Source organism: Acinetobacter sp. X9 (assembly GCF_054889255.1).
Genome location: NZ_CM142679.1, coordinates 1799233 through 1821226 on the forward strand (window position 1 = coordinate 1799233; position 21994 = coordinate 1821226).

A 21994-nucleotide genomic window follows, 5' to 3' on the forward strand; every position below is an offset into this window, starting at 1 on the left:
GGAATTATTAACTATTTTCAAATTATTCTTCATTTATACATTTGAATCTGATTTCTGTTTTAGGAAAGTTACCAAAAATATAAGGTGGTTTTGTATCAATGGTTTCTAAGACACTAACAGATTTATTTGTTTTTTTGCATTCTTGATATGCTTCTTTCATTGCATCTGCTTTAAGTGTTCCCATCCCACTAAAACCAGTAGCAGCTTGACGTGACACCATATAAGTATTATTGCCCATAGGAACAATACCTGAATTTGCAGCACATCCTACAATTAGAAAACTATAAACTGTAATCAAGTTTTTTTTATTAAAAGAAGTAGTAAACATAAAAATTTGATCCAATAAATAAGTTTTAAAGTAAATATTTCTTAAGATTACTACCTATTTTTCTGTGTGACAATAAGTAACCAATTTGTTAGATTATGTGAACTTTATAAAAATCGTTGAAAACTCATGAAGAACATATTAATTGCTAGTTTAATCGGATTGGCTATAGGCGGGTGTACATCAATTCAAATTAATAATGCTACTGGATTTAATCCAGAGTCTATTCAACAAGTTTGTATTGTTGATAATCCGAAAGTTGTCATTAAGGATTTTAATCAAATCATCGAGCGAAGTTTTAAACGCTATAATATTGTTGCGAAAACCTATAAGGATACTGATAACTTAAGTCTTTGTCAGACGACTTTGAACTATACAGCTACTCGCTCTTGGGATATGGCTCCATATATGGTTGCCGCTCAGTTCAATCTTTTGCAAAGCGGTAGACAAGTTTCTGAAGCTTCTTTTAGATTACGTGGAAATGGCGGGTTAGCCCCAAATAAATGGCGTAGTACTGAAACGAAGATTAATGAGTTGGTTGATCAGTTGTTAAATAAAGTACCATCGAAGTAAGTTACTTAAGATGAAAAAGATTGTTTTTACCTTAATTCTAAGCGTGATGTTCTCAACTTCTACCTTTTGTCAAATTATTTGGCAAAAAGCTGAGAAAGGAATGACTGTTGCTCAAGTCAAGAAAAACTTTCCTAAAGCTCAGAGTGTTCAGCCCACTGATGGAACAACATTAGGGGATGGGGCACTAAGATTATTAGAGTTGTCAGACTATGATATTAATAATTTCAAATTTGATGCATTTTTCTATTTTAAAGATGCAAAATTGATACAAGTTACTTTAAAAGCAAAGGATTCAGAAAATCAGGCACTTGTTTATAAAAAAATGGTTGAGACATTTCGCATGAAATATGGTGAAGAAATATCTACTAATAATATGAGCATCGGGCAAGAAAAATTATGGATGACCAAAGATAGAACTCAAATCACCGTTTCTTTGATGGGTAGTGATATGAATATCTATTATTCGGCTCGAATTGAAAACGAGCTAAATAAAATATAAGTAATAAACCTACTCAATTGATTTAGATATAAAAAAGCACTCAATGGTGCTTTTTTATCATTCGAATAAAACAATATTACTTTTATTCCAATATTTTAGAATATCTGCTGCATATACAACTACTGTGAAATATAGAACATGGCTCATAAACTCGGATGAAGTTGATGAGATGGTTTTGTAGGCAATCTTTAGTGGGATGGGGGGAGGTGAAAAGTAAATGTCTCTATTTAGTAAAAATTTAAAAAAGCCCTGAATATTCGGGCTTTTCATTCAAGTTTTACTTTAATGATTCTGGTACATAATTTGGCGAATCAGTACCATAAAATGATTCAACATCTGCATCATATAAAGATTTATATCTATCTTTTGATGCGACATCCTTAGTTTCCTCAATAAATTTCTGTATTTTAGCTTTATAGTCAGCGTGACCAGCTTTATACATTTCAGTTAAATATACAAATTCGGCGTCTCTGTACTGGGAATCATTTTTGCTAGTCGATTTACTCAATTCGGTTTGTATGAGTTGGGCAGAAGCTTCGTGACACTGTTGAATTTTTACTTTGGCCTCATTTAATTTTTCAAGCAATGTACATCTAAACATTATTCGTTGAGACAAGGGACTCTCTTTGACTTGTTGCTCATTTAACTCATAAGCCTCTTTATACATACCAGACAGCATATAAATATTCATCAATGCCATTTCTCTTTGTTTTTTGGCAGTAACTTTCTTAATTTCAGGTATTAAAGGTGCTAAAGTTTGTTTTATCTTTTCATCTTCACCAGAAGTCACAACTTCATTTGTGATTGTTTCATATCTATCTAAAATTGCTTTATCACTTGCTGATAGTTCAGTTTTTACGTTTTGAGAACTGCTTTTCGCAGGAGTATCTACCTTTGTTTGTTCATTTGATGCCTTGCTACAAGCAGTAACTCCAAATACAGAAATGAGAACAATAGTACTGATTAATTTTCTATTCATGATTTACGTCTTGATGCTGAATTTAAAGTAAAAGAGAAGCGAGTGTGAGGTGGGTTTGGTCGAACAGTACCGCCATCAAATTTTGCGGTGTAACCCATAGTTAAAGTTGCTTCAATAGTTGATAAATCAGGTTTAGGTAGAGTTATCTTACACTGACCTACAGGCTCCTTAGAGTTTTCTGTTGACCAAACGCCTTTTCCCTTTTCCAAACGTGTTTTTCCTAAACTCTGATTGTTATGCACAAGATCAAGTGTTGCGTATGGAAAAATTGTAGCATCACCGCTTAATGTTGGAGGAAGCATAGAAACTGTCACGAAAAGTTCTTGCCCTTTTAGAATATAAGTAACTATGAAGGTGCATACACCTGAAACAGCCTGACTAATTGCCCCAAAAATATTTTTCTTATCTTCATCGTACGGGAAAATACCATTTGTAAATTTTACATATTTCGTTGTGTTTTGCTCGATGTAGTAGTTCTCATATTCATCTTTAACAAAGCTGTCTGTGGCTGGTTGTTTCTGTGAAATTGGAGCTGATGAAGATTTTGCAGCCGATGATGCAGCGCCACCACCGTTATCCTGAACAACTAAGTTTTGTTGAGGCAGTAATTTGCAACCACAAGAGAGTGAATCATTTACTCGGGCAGCAGCTTTCCCAAAGATTTGCATGCACGGATCGCCAGATACAATAGTTGCAACGACTTTATGAGTTGGGCATGTAGCTTTATCACCAACACATGCAACTGCAATACCGTCAATAAGGAACATACTATTCCCTGAGATTACTTGACCACCGCCAGTAGTAGGACAGCCTATAGTTATATATGGTGTCGCCAAAACTATTCCTTCTTATTTTAGTGAAGTGACGGAATGATAGCAAAGAGGGGTAGACAGTGCTGTATAGTTTTCTTAAACCACTATAAAATTCTGCTTGGTGATTTTATAATACACAGCAATAACGAAAGTTTAAGCCGTGCTAATAAGTAAGATTCAATAGGTACAGCGGTTTTTTAGACAATAAACATAGAAAATTGAGTATTGGATGCCAAATCAATTTGAAACACATACTTCAGATGTGGGAACTACGATTCATTTAAAAATGAATGGTGAGAATTTAGAAAATTTAATAATTTGGGACCGTGTAATAGTAACTATATATGACATTTTCTTTGTATGTATTGCTTTTGAAGCATATATAGAAAAAGAAGGGATTCAAACATTTATTGTACTACTATTATTTTTATTATTTCTTTTTTACAAGCACTATGAATATAGAAAAAATAAACGATGGGCTAAGAATGCCGAGGAAACATTTTTTATTTCCAAAAATAATCTTCGCATTTCCAAAGACTGCCTTGGAAAAAATTTGTTAACAACGGATATTAATACTCAGAAGATTATAGAGATTGTTTACAGACCTTGGAGTGGTGGAGCGTATCCACCTTTTTTGCCAGAGTTCCATCAAGGTACTATTCACTTAATTGGATATGAAGATGGTTGTTCATTTGGTATTAATCTTAACAAAGAAGAAGCAGAGGCATTCATTACCGAATTGCGTTCATTAATTATGCAATACCAAGAACCTAGACACTTTATTTTTGCCCCGCATATGCACTTGGCAAAAGATTGAATAGTAAATAAGTGAGTTTTCTTATTATTGAAAAGCAATAAATTCTATTGGTACATGTTTACTCAACCAAACACCATTTTCAGCTTGGAAAAATTCGAATCCACTATCGTGCATTTTTAAGGCATCAATAACAAGAATTTCAGGCTTACCATAGCGAGCACCAACGGTTAGAGCCGTATCTCTATTTTCAGTTAGATGGACATATTGACGATCTTTCGGAATTAAACCTTGCTCTTTTATGGAATCTATAAACCTTTGAGCCGTACCATGATAAAGATAAGTTGGCGGTTTAAGTTTGTTAAGAGTGATATCTACACTTGTAGTTGAATGACCCTGTACAGCACGAATAAGTTTTCCATCATCAGAAATTTGGAAGCGTTTTTTATCGCTATTGCTTACGATGGTTTTAATGATCTCTTCATCTAAAGCTACATTCTTGACAGGTTGTGATTTTGAAATTAACTCTTCAATATTTGCCCAACCTTCGAGATCTAATGTCAGACCAATTTCTTCTGGTTTGTGTCTAAGGATAAAGCTTAAATATTGGCTAATTGCTTTTTCGTTCATTGTTTTAGATAAGTATTAGAGTTAATTATATTTTAGTGAATTTATTGGTTTAAGGATAGCTGTATAAAGATCAGTAGAAATTTTAAAGAAATATTATTTCTTAAATCAAACTTGTTTTAATAGATAATAATGTAGATATAAAATATAAGCTCATTATAAATTGAGAAAAGAATGAATCACTTAGTGCCCGATTTGAGTAAAGATATATTTCCGTCAAAAGAAGCAGCAGGAATTTCTTTAGGAATGGATTTTGATGAGTTCCGAAATTTGGCACTATTTCGAGATGTGGGAATGGAGGAATACGAATCTGCTCAAGAGAAAAATATTTGGTTAGTTCTTCATAGATATGAATTATTGCCGTGGCAGGAGTGGATTAACGAAATTTATTGTTCATGGGAAAGTAGTGTTACGTTAACATTTGATGGAAATTCAAAGAAATTAATACGAATTTTTCTTGGTGAAGGATATAAGGGAAAACTATTAGGTCTTTTAGGGATAGGTGATCGCTTAGATTTAGTTGCAGATGATTTTAATTTCTACTTTTCATGTGATGCGCACTATTTAGAATATAAACAAGATAATGATATGTTTGGTGAAATTATTCCTGCAGAAATATCAACAAATTATAGGACTGCTTATTCAGAAGAATATTCGGACCAAATTATTGAAGGGATTATGATATATACAAATTCTCATTAATTAAATGTTTAAGATGCATTAGATGAGTAGATTAAAAAATGTATCTCATTTATTGCTTAATTTTCATATTCAAAGTCTTTTCCAAAAATGAATCACTTTTAGTTTTCCACACATTAGCAGGCACAGGATGTTTGGCATCTTGTATAAGTTCTAAGGAGTTTGGAATACCTTTACTATTAAGTAATTGATGTAGCTGAATACTTTGCTTCGGGTCAACAATTGGGTCTTTGGTGTCAACTAATATAAGAGTAGGCGGATATTCAGACGAAATTGGTAGTGATGATCTAGCAGTGGATGCAGTTTCTATATTTTTTTCAGCAGCAATTGTTTCATTTATTTCTTTCATTACATTTAAAGGTAGTGTTCTAGCGTTAGAACTCCACTCGGCATACATACCTTTAAAATCATAAAAGCCCGATACCAGAATCAAAGCGTTTATCTTTCCAGAGTTAGCTACAACATTCGATATGGAAGCACCACAACTAATTCCAACGACTGCAACTTTGTTTGGGTCAACGTTAGGCTGTGATCGAGCAAAATTAATGGCTTGTACAAGATTATTTTGTGAGGCTTTACCACAAAAATCTGATTTTCCAGATGACTCACCATATCCACTCATAGATACAGCAAAACTAAAAAAGTTCTTTTTAGCATATTCATTTAACAAGCCTGAGCGTACAAAGGCTTTAGCACCTTGTTTATCTTTCTGAATACCATGTAAGAAGATAATTGCTGGATACTTTTTATCGGCTAAGAGGTCTGGCTCTTTCCAATAAATTTCAGTTGTTTGATTATTTGCTGTTAAAAGTTGATGCAGTGCTTGCTTGGTATAAATATAAGGAAGAATAGATACACGAAAAAAGGCATAGAAGCCAATAACTAAAATCAAAGGAAGAATGTAGGAAAGGACTATATTCTTTTTCTTCTTAGGAAGCATGAGAACTCTTGTAGTTATTTATGATTGCGAGTGATTTTCTATCTGTTGAAATTTAAAATCAATATATAAGTTTATTAATTGTTTTTGCTAAATTGAGTACTCAAGACAAGGTTTGGAAAGTTCCCCGATTGAGAAACTTTCCAACATCTTTTTTAAAGATACTTTTGAAAGAATGGAATAATTTTTTCTAAGGCTTGAGCAACAGGTTCAGGTTGATCATATAAGTCATAATGGCTTGCATCTTTAACCACAAAGAGGTTTTTATCTTTAGAAGCCGCTTTGCTATATAGCTCATAACCGTCACGATATGAACCGAAGCCTCCCGGAATTCCACCAATCACAATTTGTAAGGGTTGAGTGAGTAAGTGATCTGCCAAATGAAAGGCATCAAACCCAACAGCAGCCGCTAAACCTGAAAAGCGAAGTTTATTTGGTGAACCTTCTGTCTGACCGCGCGGGGTTTTGTAGTAATCTACAGCTTCTTTAATATCAATATCATGAATGCCAGCTTGCTCACGCTCTTGTTGTGAGTTTGGAATGTACTGGGTAATAAACGGTTCAGCACCACGCGCTTCGGCAGTTCGCTGCGCAGCAATTGCTTCTAAAGTTTTAATCGCAGCTTCAGGTGTTTGGTCGCCTTCACGCATTAAACGACCATAGTTTGCTGCAACCACAGTTGCGACTGCTTTAAAACGGCGTTCAGTCATAGCAGCATTAACAGCATAACCACCGCCACCACACACACCTAATACACCAATACGGTTTTCATCAACATAAGAAAGCGTTGTTAAATAGTCCGCTGCACAGCGAAAATCTTCTACACGTGTTGCAGGGTCTTCAAGAAAACGAGGTTCACCACCACTAGCACCTTGATACGATGCATCAAATGCTAAAGTAATAAACCCAGCTTCAGTGAGTTTTTCAGCATAGATTGCGCCGGCAGTTTGTTCTTTACAGCTACTAATTGGATGCGCACATACAATGGCTGCATATGCTTTGTTTTCATCGAAATCTTTTGGAAAACGAATAATTGCAGAAACATCGATGTTTTTATTTTTGAAAGTTACAGTTTTCATCATCTTCTCTCCGAAAGAAGAACTAGGTCGATGAAATAAATATAACCGTGGAGATTTATTATGATAATCCACTATAATCAGATAGCACTTATATTGAATACTTATAAATAATGAAAGAAAATTTAAATGATTTACACACTTTTATGGTCGTTGCTCAAGAACGGAGCTTTACCCGCGCAGCCGCAAAACTCAGGACTTCACAGTCAGCCATTAGTCAAACACTCCGTAATTTAGAAGACCGAATTGGCATAAAACTATTATCAAGAACAACACGAAGTGTGGCACCGACAGAAGCAGGTGAATATCTATTAAATTTGCTTCAACCTGCAATAGAAGAAATAGAAAATGGCATAAATCAAATTAGTGCTTTAAAAAATGATCCAGCAGGAACATTACGTATTAGCGCAGATGAATATGGAATACAAAGTGTTTTATGGCCAGCAGTTGAAAAAGTCATACAACAATTTCCAAAAATTTCAGTAGAGATCATATCTGATTATGGTCTTGTTGATATTGTAGAAGGGCGTTTTGATGCAGGACTTAGAAGAGGTGGTTTGGTTTCTAAAGATATGATCGCTTTACAGGTGAGTGAGCCAATACAAATGCTTACTGTTGCAACCAAAGAGTTTTTAGCTCGTTATGGTCACCCAAAGCATCCAAAAGATTTAGTGGAATACCACTGTATTAATTTAAGATTACCAACACATGGTGAACTCTATCGTTGGCAATTTACTAAACAAGGTAAAACACAAATAATTACTGTTAATGCTAAAATCGTTTTTACAACCTTATCTCCAGTGCTTCAAGCAGTAAGGAGCGGTGTAGGAATCGCTTATTTACCTATTGATATGGTTCAGCCTTATATTGAAAGTGGTGAACTGGAAGAAACGCTAAAGGACTGGCGACATAGCTATGAACCTTATCATCTGTATTATCCGCATAGACGTGAGCAAGCACCTTTATTAAATATCTTAATTGATGCGTTAAAAGAAAATTTTAATAAAAAATAGCTGCTCATTAAATAAACATGGGTATTTCAGAACATCCGTGTAAGAAAATTGGTTTAAGTTAATGATGAAAGAAGAAGTTTACTTAATTTATTCATCATTTAATGCACATTCAAAATTACTTGGATTTTCTTTACATCTTACCTTTTTCAAAAAATTCATCATTTTAGGGTCGTAAATACCTGCCTTGGTTAGCTGTATACGTGCTTCACGCATCATTTTCATATAGTTTAATTGTTCATTTTTAGGAATATCCATCCAGTATTTTGAAGGAATATCACTTTCATATTTAGCAATAACGCCAAACGTTCTGTTTAGTTGGCTGGCTACCCAAGTTCGAGACTTTTGCCCAAAACCTGCTGGGAACTGGTCTTTACGAATAATGAAGTTTGCTGAAATTTGAGTTAAAGGAAAACGAACAATTGCTCCTTTCTCACCTAAACCTTTGTGTAGTTCAAAAGGTTTAAATGCCACAATAGGAGCGGGCACAATATCAATTTCATGGTTATTAAACTTTGCACCAGCATTGGTAACGTCTACAGATACAGCCTGACCTCCAACATGTTGGACAAGCTTTGGTTGCGCCTCATCGTATTTAAATACCCCAATTTTTTTTCCGGCAGCTTTAGCGAGTGTATTGATACTTCTATCATTTACAAATAAATATGCAGGGCCAATAGTCCCTAAACCTGCAATTTCGTAAGGACCTACAACCATATTTTTTGCGGCTATTGGTGAGGATAACAGCTTATAGGCATTAATTGCCGTTTTCATATTTGTTAATGCGCCAACCGCATCTAAAGATCCTGTGTATTTATTAAACTGACGGCCACGTAAACCGCTAATAATAGCGCCATCACATTTTCCAACTTTTAAATCTTCAGCCGCAACGCGTTCATCAACATAGGCTTTTAAAGATAGATCAGCTCCCCAATTTTTGGCTTCAAGTGCATAGTCTTTGGCTAAAATTTAAAGAGAAAAAGTCAAAAGATAGCTTTGAGTTGGATTTTATTTTTTTGTGATTTAGCTATTGTTTAGATAATTTGAGATCTACCAGTGAGCTAAATTTAAAGAACAGCTACATACACGTACTATATCAGTTTTTTAAAGCATGTAAAGAAGGTTTTAAAAATATTTATATAAATTTCAATATGATACAAAATATTCTATGTATTGAAATTTAGCCTAAGCAAATTAACAACTTTAGGAACCAAAAGGCGATCTAGCAAAAGAAATTTTTACGATAGCTAGTAACCAGAATACAGATCGTCAATTTAGAATATAGTGAATCGCTCAGCTCGCTAGGGCAAATTAAAAATGTAATTACACTTTGTAGAAGGCTGCCTAGAGAATTAATCTGGCTAAAATTAGAAATAGGGTTTAATACATAAGCATCCAATAGAACCAGCTTAGGCGTTTAGTAATTTGCTAGAACAACACATACAGTTAACCAAGCTAAGTATTCATCACAGCACAGTAAAGAATTAGTAGTGAAGCAACAACATAGAGAAGCGAAGCCTTATATATGGTAGGTTTCCAAATCTTCTACTGCATTTATGTTCACCTGAAATCTACTTCATATAATTCTGAATTAAAAATTTAAAAATTTTCAAAAGCTTAATCGTATGGAATTGAATATTAAAATTTTATAGCTTCATGAACCTGACAAAAGTAACTAACTATATTTCTATTTCAATTATCATAAAGCTTAGAACGTCTCATAAAAGTTTGAATTACTAAATCTTAAAGATGGACTATTCAATTGAAATATTAGTTAATCCATCGAACTAAATTTTCAATTTAAACTATTTAGTCACTGCCACCATGAGCGGCAATAAACATATTTACAGCTGATTGGCAGTAGGATTGGATTTCGTTATCGTCCTTTGCATTAGTCTCATCAAAGCCTGAAATAGTTAGGAGATTAGAACCAGTAAAAAATGCGGAAAATAGTCGAGCAGATTGAAAAGTGTTAGGTACATTCAGAATTACATTTGTGTCTAACTGATGTAACAGGGCTTCTATTTGAGTGATGATATGGTTGGTTACGGTTTCGTAATAAAGCTTAATTAACGGCTTATGGTTGGTCTGGTCGGCTATGATTATGGCCTCAAGGCTACGAATGTCGGAGCTTAATAGTGTACGAAGTATAGATGATCCTGCTGACATAAGCTGTTCTTCAGCCGAACCGTTGGCATTTTTAAAAAGAACCTGCTTAGTAAACCTTTGGCAACGATCTGCAATGACAGCCTTGAAAAGTGCTTCTTTATTCTCGAAGTGTCGATAAATAGTTATTTTGGATACCTTTGCACACTGAGCGACCTTTTCCATAGTCGTTCCGTGAAAACCCAATTTAACAAAGAGTTTATACGCCTCATTAACTATCGTTTTGTTAATTGTCTGATTGATAGGTCGACCACGTTGACCCTGTTTGTTTTTTGTCATAACGATTATAGTCATTAATAGTTTCCTAATTCATAAATTGAATACTTCGAAGTGTCGAAAACAGGATTCAGAAGATTTATGTTGGCTTTTAAAAGTTCTATTAAATAGAGCCATGTTTATTTTTTATAAGGTTTACTAGACAAGATACTAAACCAAATGCCAAAGCACTTAGCGCTAGAATCTGAAAGAATGTTGATAGGCCAACGTTAAAATGTAATACAGCAATACTTCCAATAAATACGGCAATGATCATTCTAATTGTGCCTGCTATAAGGGGGCCTAATAATTGCTTTGTGCCTTGACCAGCAAAATAAATTGCCATACCAATTCCTATAGCTCCATAAAACGGTGCTACATGCTGTAAGTATGTTATTCCAGTTTGTATAACTATTTGATCATTACTAAAAAGTTTGAGCCATAGGGAGGGAAAAATGCTAAAGAAAAGACCTATTGAACCAGTGATTAGGAAACTAATAAAAGCTCCAACCCATGTTATATATTGGGCTCTTTGGAATTGTCCAGCGCCATAGTTAATCCCTACCATCGTCATAATGGCTGAACCAATACCAAACATTAGTGGAATTTGTATATAGTCCAAACGGGAAGCAATACCGTATCCTGCAATTGCATTAGATCCAAATTGACCTACTAAAGTTGTGATAATAATCACTGTTAAATTAACTTGAATTACCCCAATTGCGGATAGTGAACCAACCCCGAGAATCTCTTTAAAAAATTGTGGATGGATAGGTTTTCTAGATAAGTTGATAATGCTATTTGCCGCACGCATGTGCTTAATCAAATATATAAGAGCGAAAATATAATAACTTATCACAGCCAATCCAGCGCCAGTGACACCAAATGAAGGAATAAATCCCCAGCCAAAAATTAAAAGAGGTGACATTGGTAGAAGTAGTACACCACCTATCAATGTAATACGAGCTGGAGTTTTTGTATCACCTGCACCACGTAATGATGCTGATAGTAACGCTACAGCCCATATGAGAGGTGAACCTAGGAAGATAATATTGGAATATTTTAATGCTGCATCTAAGGCTAAATCAGTAACTCCCATTAAATGATATAAGATCGGACCAAAAGTGAGCATTACAATAGAAAAAAATCCTCCAAAAATACCAGCAAGAATGACACCGTGCCAGACAAGCGTTTGGACATCATCTAAACGACCTGCTCCAGAAGCTCGTGCAATTGCTGAAGCTAAACCACCACCAAATCCACCATTCGCCAGCATTTGCATAAGCATAAGAATTGGAAACACAACGGCTACACCTGCCATTACACTAGTTCCAAGTGAACTTACGAAATATGTTTCTAATAATCCAATCAATGTCTGTATGAAAAGAACAGTTATAGTTGGTAAAGCAAGTTTTAACATTGTGGGGGTAATTGGCCCAGTTAAGATTGCATGATTTAAATCTTGTTTATTTAATGATTGGCGTACAGATCGTGCTTGCATAACAGACTCTCGCTTAATAAATTCTCGTTCATGGCTACAAATAAGACTGTCTTGAATTTTGAGCCTGCCAAACGCCTCTCAGAGATTTATAAACTGCCAAAACAGCAAAGGCTGAATCAATTTGTGTTTGAAGTTTTTTCTATCTGAAAATTTAAAAGATTTGGCAAATACCGTTAAGACAGTGAGAGTTTTAGATAACATATTTACCAAATGCTTGTTGTGACTATATTAGAATATAGTCACTATTTGTCAATGGTAATAGATCGATTTAAACCGTAATTTTCAAAAATGGATTAAATAAAAATATGATTTTTGAATAGAAAGTTATCTTTTTTAACGTAAGGGGGAAAAGGTCAAGAGATGAGAGATCAAATCCTGAAGGCTGCTATAAAGTACTTAGCCGATATGGGTATGAAAAAACTACAGATTTTTTAAAAAGATATTTATTAAATCTGAAATTAAATCTATATGGTATTGTTTTTTTAAATAGTTTTTGTAGGGTGGGAGCAAGAAAAGTATTGCACGAAATGATATGGCTTTATAATTTAAAAAAGAATTGAATTTCTGGAGCAGGCAAATCGATTTGCTTGGTGATCAAACCTTATTTGTAGCTATTTTATAACAGAGGATTAATAATAAACCCCACTGTACTAAGACTGTTTTCTGATCTTATATGAATAAATTTATCATCTTAATAGAGTTGTGACTTTTTTTAGTTTTGGTTACTTATTCAAAAAATACAAGACTGCAGTACTAATATGTTTTAGCTCATAATCCATATACTACAATATATCTAATTCCATTATTTTCGTTGAATAAATTTAATAGACTGAGACCTGTACGTTACAGAACTCAGTCAGTCTTAAAAGCCGTTAAATCAAGCCAGCTAATTTTAAGATTTAGGCCATTTAAATATTTTTTCACTATCAATTATTAGAACTTGTAGCCCATTTTTAATCCATATGCGATAGCATAATTATCTTTAAACTCCGCTACATAATTTGGCGTATCAAATTGCGCACTAGTTTGTAATTTAGCATCGCCTAACCAAAAATATTTCACCCCACCTGAAATGAATGTCTGTGGCGTTGGACTGAATTGCATACCTAAGCCAAGATTCCAATAACCTTCTGTCGGTCCTAATGCAGTCACAGGGTTACCTGCTCCAGAATCCCAACCTATAGAAATGTTTCCTGCCCATTGATCACTTAATTTACGGCCTATACCAATATTTGCTGACCATTGGTCATCACTATATGCAGTTAGATCAAATCCATTTGGTTTACCAACTGAGGGTCCTGCGACTTCTGAAGCTATACCGAATGCATAAGGGCGGATTGTGAAATCCTTCCAGTTCACCCAGCGCACATTTGCAAATGCAACTGTATTCGACATGATACCTGTTTGAAAATCTAGATTAACAGATTGAGGCGTAGTAATTTTTGTTTGCTCCAAGCCATTATTCATATTAATAAAAGTACCGATATTTTGCCCTAATGTTGCAATAGAGCTCTCATTAATTGTCATTTCATGATCAATTTCAGAGCGATAAGTAACAGATGCTTTTAATGCAATTTCTGGAATTTGATATGCAATACCAGCCAACCAGCCCACACCGCCAGTTTCTTTAATGTTGAGATTATATCCACCAAAGCTGTTATTACCACCAAATGCTAAGCCACGAAATTGAGCATCACCTTCAATTGTTTGGTAAACGGGACCTGCATAAAAATTAAAATTTTCATTAGGTTGGTAGCCAAGCAGCAATGAAATACTTTGAGTTTTTACTTCAACTTCCAGTGACTCTTTCCCATTATGAAATAGACCTAAGCCACCTGCAGCAGCTGATGCAGGGTCAGAGAGCGAATAAGTAACATCGGCGCCAAATGGTCGATCGTAAATTAGACCAAAAGAGAAATAGTCTGTTAATTGTAGTTTTAGCGCAGCGCTAGGGAAGTAATAATCATCCCCCATATCGCTAATATTTGTATTTTGTAAACCAATCACGCTTGGTGGCGTTGCATTTGGTGAATATTCACTGCGCACTTTACCTGAAACGTGTGGATCTAATATCGAAATACCTGCTTCAAAGTAATTACCGGGTTGTAAGAATGCCGAGATAGACTGACCTGAACGATCTAGAGATGCAGCAGATACCTCTGTCATAGGTAAAATTACTAAAATAATTGCTGTAGTTAATGTTTTCAATTTCATTTTATATCTTTCCTTGAAGTGAAAATGTGTGTTAGACGTTTTGTGTTCATATTTCTTGGAGAGTTCAGGTAGTCGAAGGCATTATTCGTATAGACATACGTTTAATCCACCGATTGAGCTGTAACTCCACATCATTTTGTATGGGCACTATCAATCAATAAGATGTGCAATCCTTGGCTAACTCTTTTTTAAGCTTATGAGTTAGACAGAAAGGTTGGCTACACAGTGAAATGAGTAACTAGCCTAACGAGACTAAACTCCCATCACGGTAGCCATGATGGTCTGGTGTAACCAACGTGGAGTTGCCCAAGCGAGGATGGCAATTGCTTTATTGCCAAACCCTGGCACTACGCTCATACGGCCGGCTTGAAGTGCCTGAATTCCCGCCTGAACTACGGGCTTGGGCTGCATCATGATCATTTTTAAGGCCGGCGTTAATTTTTGTTTGGCTCCAGCCGCAAACCCTGTATCTGATAGGCCTGGGCACAGTGCTGTAACGACGACGCCATCCTTTTTGAACTCACGATGGAGTGCATCGGAAAACTTTAGTACATAGGCTTTAGCAGCGGAGTACACAGCAAAATTCTTGACGCCCTGATACGAAAGCAAGCTAGCCACCATTAATATGCTGCCTTTTTTTCTTGCACGCATGTCTTCGCCAAATAGGCGGGTCATTGCTGTCAAGCTGCGGATGTCCAGATCGATCATTGCTAATGAATGATCTAGAGACTCATCCAAAAATGGACCTTGCAGTCCATGGCCTGCGTTATTGATCAAAACATCAACTACAATATCTCTTTCACGTAAGCGCTGATGTAATGCAGTAACTGCGGGAATAGAGGAAAGATCAACTTGTTCAACAATGACTTCAATATTGAAGTTTTGGCGTAACTCCGTAGCGATGGATTCAAGTTTAGTCAAGGTACGTGCTACTAAGATTAGCGAGCGACCCTGTGCTGCGTATTGTTTGGCAAACTCGATACCAAAACCGCTTGATGCACCAGTCACAAGGACCCAAGAATTATTTTTTTCTGTCATGTCACTTACTCCGGTTTGCTATAACAATTTAAATTACTTTTCATCACTCATACTCATTCAGTTATTTGAAATTTGATTTTAATAATCAGTTGGTTGCCAGCCGCCACCTAGTGATTTGTAAACTGCTACAGCTGCAAGGGCCGAATCAGTTCGTGCTTGAAGTTTTCTATCTGAAAATTGCAAAGCGTTTGAATCTGCTTGTAATACTTCTATTCGACTGTTAATTCCTTTCTGGTAAGCAATTAAAGCAATTTTCTGTGCATGCTTTAATGCATTTTCTCCATCTTGAAGAGCCATTAACTGTTCTTGTCGTTTGGACAAAGTTGATAATGAGTTTTCTACATCTTCCGCTGCATGTAAGACGGCTAATTGGTAGGCTGCGAGCTTTTCGGCTTCTTGGCCCTTGGCTAAGCGAATTTCTGCATTAATTCGACCAAAATCAAATAAGCGCCAACGCAAACCTAATAAGCCCGCAGCTTGATTCGCACCACTTGAAAATAAGTTTCCACTTGCTGTGGTTGTACTACCTATCAAACCGCCTAGAGAGACCTTTGGATAATATTCTGCAATCGCACTGCCAATGCGTGCATTTGAAGCCGCCAATTGTCTTTCAGCCATGATGAGATCTGGTCTTCTACGTAAAAGATCACGAGGTGTTCCGGTTTCTGTAATCTGAGGAATAACTGGAATTGGTTTTACTTCTGCTAGTTCTGCTCGATGAGTTCCCGGTACGGTTCCAAGCATGACATCGAGGGCATTCATAGCAATGTCTAGATTCATTCCAAGAACAGGAACAACAGCTTGAACTTGAGCGACGTTCGCTTTGGCTTGTTTGACTTGAAATTCGGAAGCTAATCCTTTGCTGTATAAAAGATTAATAGTTGAAAGAAGTTGTTGTTGGGTTTGTAATTGTTGATGGGCAATATCTAGCCGAGATTGTAAGCCACGAATATTAATATAGATATTGGCAGTTTGAGCTGCAACCATTAAACGGACGGCTGAGGCTCCTGCGTTTGAAGACTGATAATTTGCAAGAGCAGCTTCACGATCTCTGCGAAGGCCTCCAAAAATATCTAACTCCCAAGTTGCACTTAAATTTGCCTCATAAGAACTACCATGTCGGTCAAAATCTGGCATTGAATTTAAAACTTGTCCCAAGGGTGTTTCAACAGATTGATAAACTTTAGCTGCTTGTGCGCCAACAGTACCTATTGGTTGTAAAGAGGCATTAGCTGCCGATAATCCAGCCTGAGCTTGAGTCACTCGAGTATATGCTTGGGTCAGATCAAGATTTTGTTTTAACGCTAATGTGACATATCGAGTAAGTTGAGGATCGTTAAAACTTTGCCACCATATGGCAATATCTGTTTTGCTATTGTCATTAGATGATTTTAACGGTGTGCCAATGTATTGCTCGGGTAGAGATATATTAGGGCGTTTATAATTAGGACCTACAGTACACGCAGTAAGAGTACTTACGATGATGGGTAGGAGAACGATAGATCTAGATAACATATTTCCCCCGAGGCGAGATTTTGAACAATAGTTTAATTGTGACTATAATACAATTTAGTCACTAGTTGTCAATATTATTTCGCAAGAGTTAAACTGCCACTTCCAGATAAAGGTTTAAATTGAAAATATGAGTAAAGAAAAAAGTAGTTATCCTGTTTCAAAGCGAGGACCAGAAGATCATGATGTAAGAGATCAAATCCTGAGTGCTGCTACAGAGCATTTCAGCCGCTATGGTTATGAGAAAACCACAGTTTCTGATCTTGCAAAATCTATAGGTTTTTCAAAAGCTTATATTTATAAATTTTTTGAATCTAAACAAGCGATTGGCGAAATGATATGTGCTAATTGTTTACGTGAAATTGAAGATGAAGTTAATACAGCTATTAATGAAGCTGAGTATCCCGCAGAAAAATTAAGGGTGTTATTTAAAGTAATTGTTGAAGCAAGCCTTCGTTTATTTTCTCAAGAGCGTAAGCTTTATGAAATTGCTGCTTCTGCTGCTTCCGAGAAATGGGATGCTACAGTCGCTTATGAAAATCGAACTCTTAAAGTACTACAAAACATTATTCAAGAAGGTCGTCAATCTGGTGATTTTGAAAGAAAAACTCCAATTGATGAAGCAGTTAAGGCTATTTATTTAGTTATGAGACCCTATCTGCACCCACTACTTTTACAACATAGTATTTCATATAACACCGATGCTCCTGTCTTGCTTTCTAGTCTTGTACTAAGAAGTTTATCGCCATAATAGATTGGTGACTATTGACTAAATTGGTCACTTGATTAAAAATGAGTCTCCTGATTAATTTCTTAAGGGGGACTCAAATATGCTTTATCGTCGCCTTATTCCGTTTACAGCAATATGTATATTTCCTTTTTTCTTGCTCGGTTGTGCTGAAAATACGCAATCTGACCCCCGTACTTCTGCTCCATTAGTACGAGTCGCAACTGTACAAGACGAAATCACTTCTGATTCAAGAGCATTCACAGGCACGATAGGGGCACGGGTAGAAAGTGATCTGGGTTTTCGTGTCTCTGGTAAAGTCATCAAACGATTTGTTGAAGCAGGGCAGACAGTAAAGCGCGGTCAGTTACTGATGCGTATTGATCCGGTCGATTTAGAACTTGCTGCCAAAGCCCAGCAGGAAGCTGTGGATGCAGCTAGAGCGCGTGCTGAGCAAGCTCATAAAGATGAAGCTCGCTATCGTGATTTGAGTGGAAGTGGAGCTATCTCTGCTTCAGCTTATGATCAAATTAAAGCTGCGGCAGATACAGCAAGAGCACAGCTAAATTCTGCCCAAGCCCAGGCAAAGGTCGCTTTAAATGCGAGTCATTATGCCGATTTAATTGCGGATGGTGATGGTACGATTATGGAAACACTGGTCGAACCAGGTCAGGTTGTCAGTGCGGGTCAAACAGTCATTCGCTTAGCTCATTCTGGTCAAAGAGAAGCAATCATTCAGCTTCCAGAAACATTACGTCCTGCAATAGGCGCCATTGGTCAAGCCACACTATTTGGTAAAGAAAATATAAATGTCCCAGCTAAACTTAGACAATTATCAAATACAGCAGATCAACTCACTCGTACTTTTGAAGCCCGTTTCGTCTTAGAAGGTGATTTAGCAAATGCTCCTTTAGGTTCAACGGTTACTGTACGTATTTCCAATCAAAATCAGAGTTCACAACATTTTTTACAAGTGCCAGTCGGTTCCTTACTTGATAAGGGTAAGGGAGCTGGAGTCTGGGTAATTAATGGAAAAACTCAGAAAGTAACGTGGCGTCCTGTTGTTGTTAAGCAGCTTGATGATGAATATGCCTATGTTACTGGCAATATTCAAAGTGGAGATCGAATTGTTGCTTTAGGTGCGCATTTGCTTCGAGAAGGTGAATTGGTACGTATTGCCTCACAAGCGAGTCATCCTTCAGTTGGAAATGAAGGGGACCACTCATGAGTGAAAAAGGTTTTAACTTATCGGCCCTTGCTGTTCGGGAACGCGGTATCACGCTATTTCTGATTTTTTTGATTTCAATTGCTGGCATCGTTGCTTTTTTCAAGTTAGGTCGAGCCGAAGATCCAGCTTTTACAGTGAAGGTTATGACCATTGTGACGGCTTGGCCTGGAGCAACTTCTCAAGAGATGCAAGATCAAGTTGCTGAAAAAATCGAAAAACGGATGCAGGAGCTGCGTTGGTACGATCGAACAGAAACTTATACCAGACCCGGCTTGGCTTTTACGACACTGACTTTACTTGATAGTACCCCACCATCACAGGTTCAGGAGGAATTTTATCAGGCAAGGAAGAAAGTAAATGACGAGATGAGCAACTTACCTGCCGGTGTAATTGGACCCCTTGTTAATGATGAATATGCAGATGTAACTTTTGCTTTATATTCATTAAAGGCAAAAAATGAAGCACAAAGATTATTGGTCCGTGATGCAGAAACAATTCGACAGCAGTTACTTCATGTGCCGGGCGTAAAGAAAGTCAATATTATTGGTGAGCAATCTGAACGTATCTATATTGAATTTTCACATGAGCGTTTGGCAACACTAGGCGTAAATCCGCAAGATGTATTTGCTGCGCTGAATAATCAGAATGTGCTTACTCCTGCGGGTTCCATTGAAACTAAGGGGCCTCAAGTTTTTGTCAGATTAGATGGTGCTTTTGACAAGTTACAAAAAATTCGTGACACCCCAATAACGGCTCAAGGTCGCACCTTGAAATTGTCAGATATTGCGACAGTTAAACGTGGCACTGAAGATCCTGCAACATTCATGATTCGTAATGGTGGGGAACCGACCTTACTGTTAGGGGTAGTGATGCGCGAAGGATGGAATGGCTTAGATCTTGGTAAATCATTAGAGAAAGAAGTCAGTTCCATCAACGAAGATTTACCTTTAGGCATTAGTTTAAACAAAGTGACTGATCAGGCAGTCAATATTAGCTCATCGGTAGATGAGTTCATGATTAAGTTCTTTGCAGCATTGCTTGTGGTTATGTTTGTAAGCTTTATTAGTATGGGCTGGCGCGTTGGCGTCGTGGTTGCGATGGCTGTACCACTCACATTAGCTATTGTTTTTGTAGTGATGTTGGCAACGGGTAAAAACTTTGACCGGATTACACTTGGCTCTCTTATTCTTGCTTTAGGGCTTTTAGTTGATGATGCCATTATTGCGATTGAAATGATGGTCGTAAAAATGGAAGAGGGCTTTAGTCGTATAGCAGCTTCCGCCTATGCATGGAGCCATACGGCAGCGCCGATGCTTTCTGGAACATTAGTCACCGCTGTTGGGTTCATGCCAAATGGTTTTGCTCGATCTAGTGCGGGTGAATACACCAGCAATATGTTTTGGATTGTTGGTATTGCACTTATTGCCTCATGGATTGTTGCTGTAGTTTTTACACCTTATTTGGGTGTGAAAATGTTGCCTGATTTTAAAAAAATTGAAGGTGGCCATACTGCAATTTATGACACACCAAGATATAACCGTTTCCGTCAAATTCTTGAACGCGTGATTGCGCGTAAATGGATTGTTGCCGGTAGTGTAATCGGATTATTTGTTTTAGCCGTCGGTGGAATGGCATTGGTGAAAAAACAATTTTTTCCAATCTCTGACCGACCTGAAGTACTTGTTGAAGTACAGATGCCTTATGGTACATCGATTACGCAAACAAGTGCTGCGACAGCAAAAGTTGAAGCTTGGTTATCTAAGCAACATGAAGCAAAGATTGTGACATCGTATATTGGTCAAGGTGCACCTCGTTTTTATTTTTCGATGGGGCCTGAGTTACCAGATCCATCCTTTGCCAAGATTGTGGTACGAACTGACAATCAAGAAGAACGTGAAGCCTTAAAACACCGCTTAAGACAAGCTATTTCAAATGGACTTGCAACTGAGGCACAGCTACGTGTAACTCAACTTGTGTTTGGACCCTATTCGCCATATCCAGTGGCTTACCGAGTTTCAGGTCCTGATCCAGAAAAATTACATGTGATTGCAGCTCAGGTTCAGCAAATTATGAATGCTAGCCCAATGATGCGAACTGTAAATACGGACTGGGGAACTCGTGTGCCAGCCCTACATTTCACCTTGGAACAAGACCGTCTACAAGCAGTTGGTCTCACATCAAGTTCAGTCGCACAGCAATTACAGTTTTTGTTAACTGGTATTCCAATTACATCTGTGCGTGAAGATATTCGTACAGTGCAAGTTGTTGCTCGTTCAGCAGGTGATATCAGGCTAGACCCTGCAAAAATTGGTGATTTCACACTGACTGGTGCAAATGGGCAACGTATTCCTTTAGCACAAATTGGCAAAATTGAAGTACGGATGGAAGAACCTGTTATCCGACGTCGAGATCGGGTGCCAACAATGACCGTTCGTGGAGATATTGCTGAAGGATTACAACCACCGGATGTATCTACTGCAATTACCAAACAGCTTCAACCAGTCATTAAAGATTTACCAAAGGGTTATCAGATTGTAGAGGCGGGTTCTATTGAGGAGTCAGGTAAAGCCACTAAAGCCATGCTTCCTATTTTTCCAATCATGTTAGCCATGACTCTACTCATTATCATTCTTCAAGTGAGGTCTATCGCTGCAATGATTATGGTGTTTTTAACCAGCCCGTTGGGATTAATCGGTGTTGTGCCAACGCTTCTGTTATTTCAGCAGCCCTTTGGTATTAATGCATTAGTCGGGTTGATTGCATTGTCTGGAATCTTGATGCGTAACACGCTCATCTTAATTGGACAGATTCAGCAAAACAAAGAAGCTGGGCTTGATCCATTGAATGCGGTAGTTGAGGCCACAGTACAACGCGCCAGACCTGTAATTTTGACAGCTTTAGCAGCTATTTTAGCTTTCATTCCTCTGACTCACTCAGTGTTTTGGGGAACGCTTGCTTACACACTCATTGGCGGAACCCTTGCAGGAACCATTTTGACTTTGGTTTTCCTGCCCGCAATGTATTCAATCTGGTTCAAGATCGGGGCTAAACCAGCAGTTTAA

At 37.1% G+C, this 21994-nt stretch carries 19 protein-coding genes and 1 pseudogene; 8 read left to right on the plus strand and 12 right to left on the minus strand.

The window, feature by feature from the left end:
- Positions 1-22: 22 nt before the first annotated feature.
- Positions 23-328 carry a hypothetical protein gene (locus ACYU0V_RS08560; RefSeq protein WP_461849794.1) on the minus strand — a complete coding sequence of 102 codons (306 nt, stop codon included), beginning with the start codon at positions 326-328 and terminating at the stop codon, positions 23-25.
- Between the two features lie 126 nt (positions 329-454).
- Between ACYU0V_RS08560 and ACYU0V_RS08565 the strand changes: the two genes are divergently transcribed.
- Both ACYU0V_RS08565 and ACYU0V_RS08570 read left to right on the plus strand, forming a co-directional pair.
- Positions 455-898: an Sbal_3080 family lipoprotein gene (locus tag ACYU0V_RS08565; protein ID WP_013197844.1), complete on the plus strand. Its 444-nt coding sequence runs from the start codon at positions 455-457 to the stop codon at positions 896-898.
- A 10-nt stretch (positions 899-908) separates the two neighbouring features.
- Positions 909-1397 (plus strand): hypothetical protein, encoded by a 489-nt coding sequence (locus ACYU0V_RS08570; protein WP_461849795.1) that lies wholly within the window; start codon positions 909-911, stop codon positions 1395-1397.
- Positions 1398-1674: 277 nt separating this feature from the next.
- Here the strand turns inward: ACYU0V_RS08570 and ACYU0V_RS08575 are convergent, their stop codons facing one another.
- Together ACYU0V_RS08575 and ACYU0V_RS08580 are read right to left on the minus strand one after the other, a co-directional pair.
- A complete protein-coding gene (locus ACYU0V_RS08575) occupies positions 1675-2376 on the minus strand; it encodes a hypothetical protein (RefSeq protein ID WP_461849796.1) in 702 nt (233 codons plus the stop codon).
- Entirely contained in the window at positions 2373-3212 is an 840-nt protein-coding gene (locus ACYU0V_RS08580; RefSeq protein ID WP_416714452.1) for a PAAR domain-containing protein, read from the minus strand. Before ACYU0V_RS08580 ends, ACYU0V_RS08575 begins: the two co-directional genes overlap by 4 nt.
- 205 nt (positions 3213-3417) lie before the next feature.
- Here ACYU0V_RS08580 and ACYU0V_RS08585 point away from each other — a divergent pair, with 205 nt between their 5' ends.
- Positions 3418-4005: a hypothetical protein gene (locus ACYU0V_RS08585; RefSeq protein WP_461849799.1), complete on the plus strand. Its 588-nt coding sequence runs from the start codon at positions 3418-3420 to the stop codon at positions 4003-4005.
- A 24-nt stretch (positions 4006-4029) separates the two neighbouring features.
- Here the strand turns inward: ACYU0V_RS08585 and ACYU0V_RS08590 are convergent, their stop codons facing one another.
- Positions 4030-4572: an RNA 2'-phosphotransferase gene (locus tag ACYU0V_RS08590; RefSeq protein ID WP_461849800.1), complete on the minus strand. Its 543-nt coding sequence runs from the start codon at positions 4570-4572 to the stop codon at positions 4030-4032.
- A 171-nt stretch (positions 4573-4743) separates the two neighbouring features.
- Here ACYU0V_RS08590 and ACYU0V_RS08595 point away from each other — a divergent pair, with 171 nt between their 5' ends.
- On the plus strand, positions 4744-5271 hold the full coding sequence (locus tag ACYU0V_RS08595; RefSeq protein ID WP_461849802.1) for a hypothetical protein: 528 nt from the start codon (positions 4744-4746) through the stop codon (positions 5269-5271).
- 49 nt (positions 5272-5320) lie between these two features.
- Here ACYU0V_RS08595 and ACYU0V_RS08600 read toward each other — a convergent pair whose 3' ends face one another.
- A complete protein-coding gene (locus ACYU0V_RS08600; RefSeq protein WP_461849804.1) occupies positions 5321-6208 on the minus strand; it encodes an alpha/beta hydrolase family protein in 888 nt (295 codons plus the stop codon).
- Between the two features lie 152 nt (positions 6209-6360).
- Positions 6361-7284, minus strand: coding sequence for an alpha/beta hydrolase (locus tag ACYU0V_RS08605; RefSeq protein ID WP_199984363.1), 924 nt, complete (start codon positions 7282-7284; stop codon positions 6361-6363).
- Between the two features lie 110 nt (positions 7285-7394).
- Here ACYU0V_RS08605 and ACYU0V_RS08610 point away from each other — a divergent pair, with 110 nt between their 5' ends.
- The gene (locus ACYU0V_RS08610) at positions 7395-8294 is read left to right on the plus strand and encodes a LysR family transcriptional regulator (RefSeq protein WP_033850090.1); all 900 of its coding nucleotides are present in this window, start codon (positions 7395-7397) and stop codon (positions 8292-8294) included.
- Between the two features lie 87 nt (positions 8295-8381).
- Here ACYU0V_RS08610 and adeT1 read toward each other — a convergent pair.
- The 6 genes and pseudogenes from adeT1 to ACYU0V_RS08640 form a co-directional block, all read right to left on the minus strand.
- Positions 8382-9257 (minus strand): annotated as a pseudogene (gene adeT1 / locus ACYU0V_RS08615) (putative multidrug efflux protein AdeT1); the annotation flags it as partial.
- Positions 9258-10100: 843 nt separating this feature from the next.
- Positions 10101-10751: a TetR/AcrR family transcriptional regulator gene (locus tag ACYU0V_RS08620; protein ID WP_252059473.1), complete on the minus strand. Its 651-nt coding sequence runs from the start codon at positions 10749-10751 to the stop codon at positions 10101-10103.
- A gap of 85 nt (positions 10752-10836) precedes the next feature.
- The gene (locus ACYU0V_RS08625) at positions 10837-12213 is read right to left on the minus strand and encodes an MATE family efflux transporter (RefSeq protein WP_252059474.1); all 1377 of its coding nucleotides are present in this window, start codon (positions 12211-12213) and stop codon (positions 10837-10839) included.
- A 933-nt stretch (positions 12214-13146) separates the two neighbouring features.
- A complete protein-coding gene (locus ACYU0V_RS08630; protein ID WP_252059475.1) occupies positions 13147-14427 on the minus strand; it encodes an OmpP1/FadL family transporter in 1281 nt (426 codons plus the stop codon).
- Between the two features lie 252 nt (positions 14428-14679).
- Complete coding sequence (locus ACYU0V_RS08635) at positions 14680-15465, minus strand: SDR family NAD(P)-dependent oxidoreductase (RefSeq protein WP_249666598.1); 786 nt, start codon at positions 15463-15465, stop codon at positions 14680-14682.
- Positions 15466-15543: 78 nt separating this feature from the next.
- The gene (locus ACYU0V_RS08640; RefSeq protein ID WP_249666599.1) at positions 15544-16980 is read right to left on the minus strand and encodes an efflux transporter outer membrane subunit; all 1437 of its coding nucleotides are present in this window, start codon (positions 16978-16980) and stop codon (positions 15544-15546) included.
- A 127-nt stretch (positions 16981-17107) separates the two neighbouring features.
- On the opposite strand from ACYU0V_RS08640, the gene ACYU0V_RS08645 reads away from it, so the two are divergent.
- The 3 genes from ACYU0V_RS08645 to ACYU0V_RS08655 all read left to right on the plus strand — a co-directional run bounded on the left by ACYU0V_RS08645 (position 17108) and on the right by ACYU0V_RS08655 (position 21994).
- Positions 17108-17728, plus strand: coding sequence for a TetR/AcrR family transcriptional regulator (locus ACYU0V_RS08645; protein ID WP_252059476.1), 621 nt, complete (start codon positions 17108-17110; stop codon positions 17726-17728).
- Between the two features lie 79 nt (positions 17729-17807).
- A complete protein-coding gene (locus tag ACYU0V_RS08650; RefSeq protein WP_252059477.1) occupies positions 17808-18932 on the plus strand; it encodes an efflux RND transporter periplasmic adaptor subunit in 1125 nt (374 codons plus the stop codon).
- Positions 18929-21994 carry an efflux RND transporter permease subunit gene (locus ACYU0V_RS08655; protein WP_252059478.1) on the plus strand — a complete coding sequence of 1022 codons (3066 nt, stop codon included), beginning with the start codon at positions 18929-18931 and terminating at the stop codon, positions 21992-21994. Before ACYU0V_RS08650 ends, ACYU0V_RS08655 begins: the two co-directional genes overlap by 4 nt.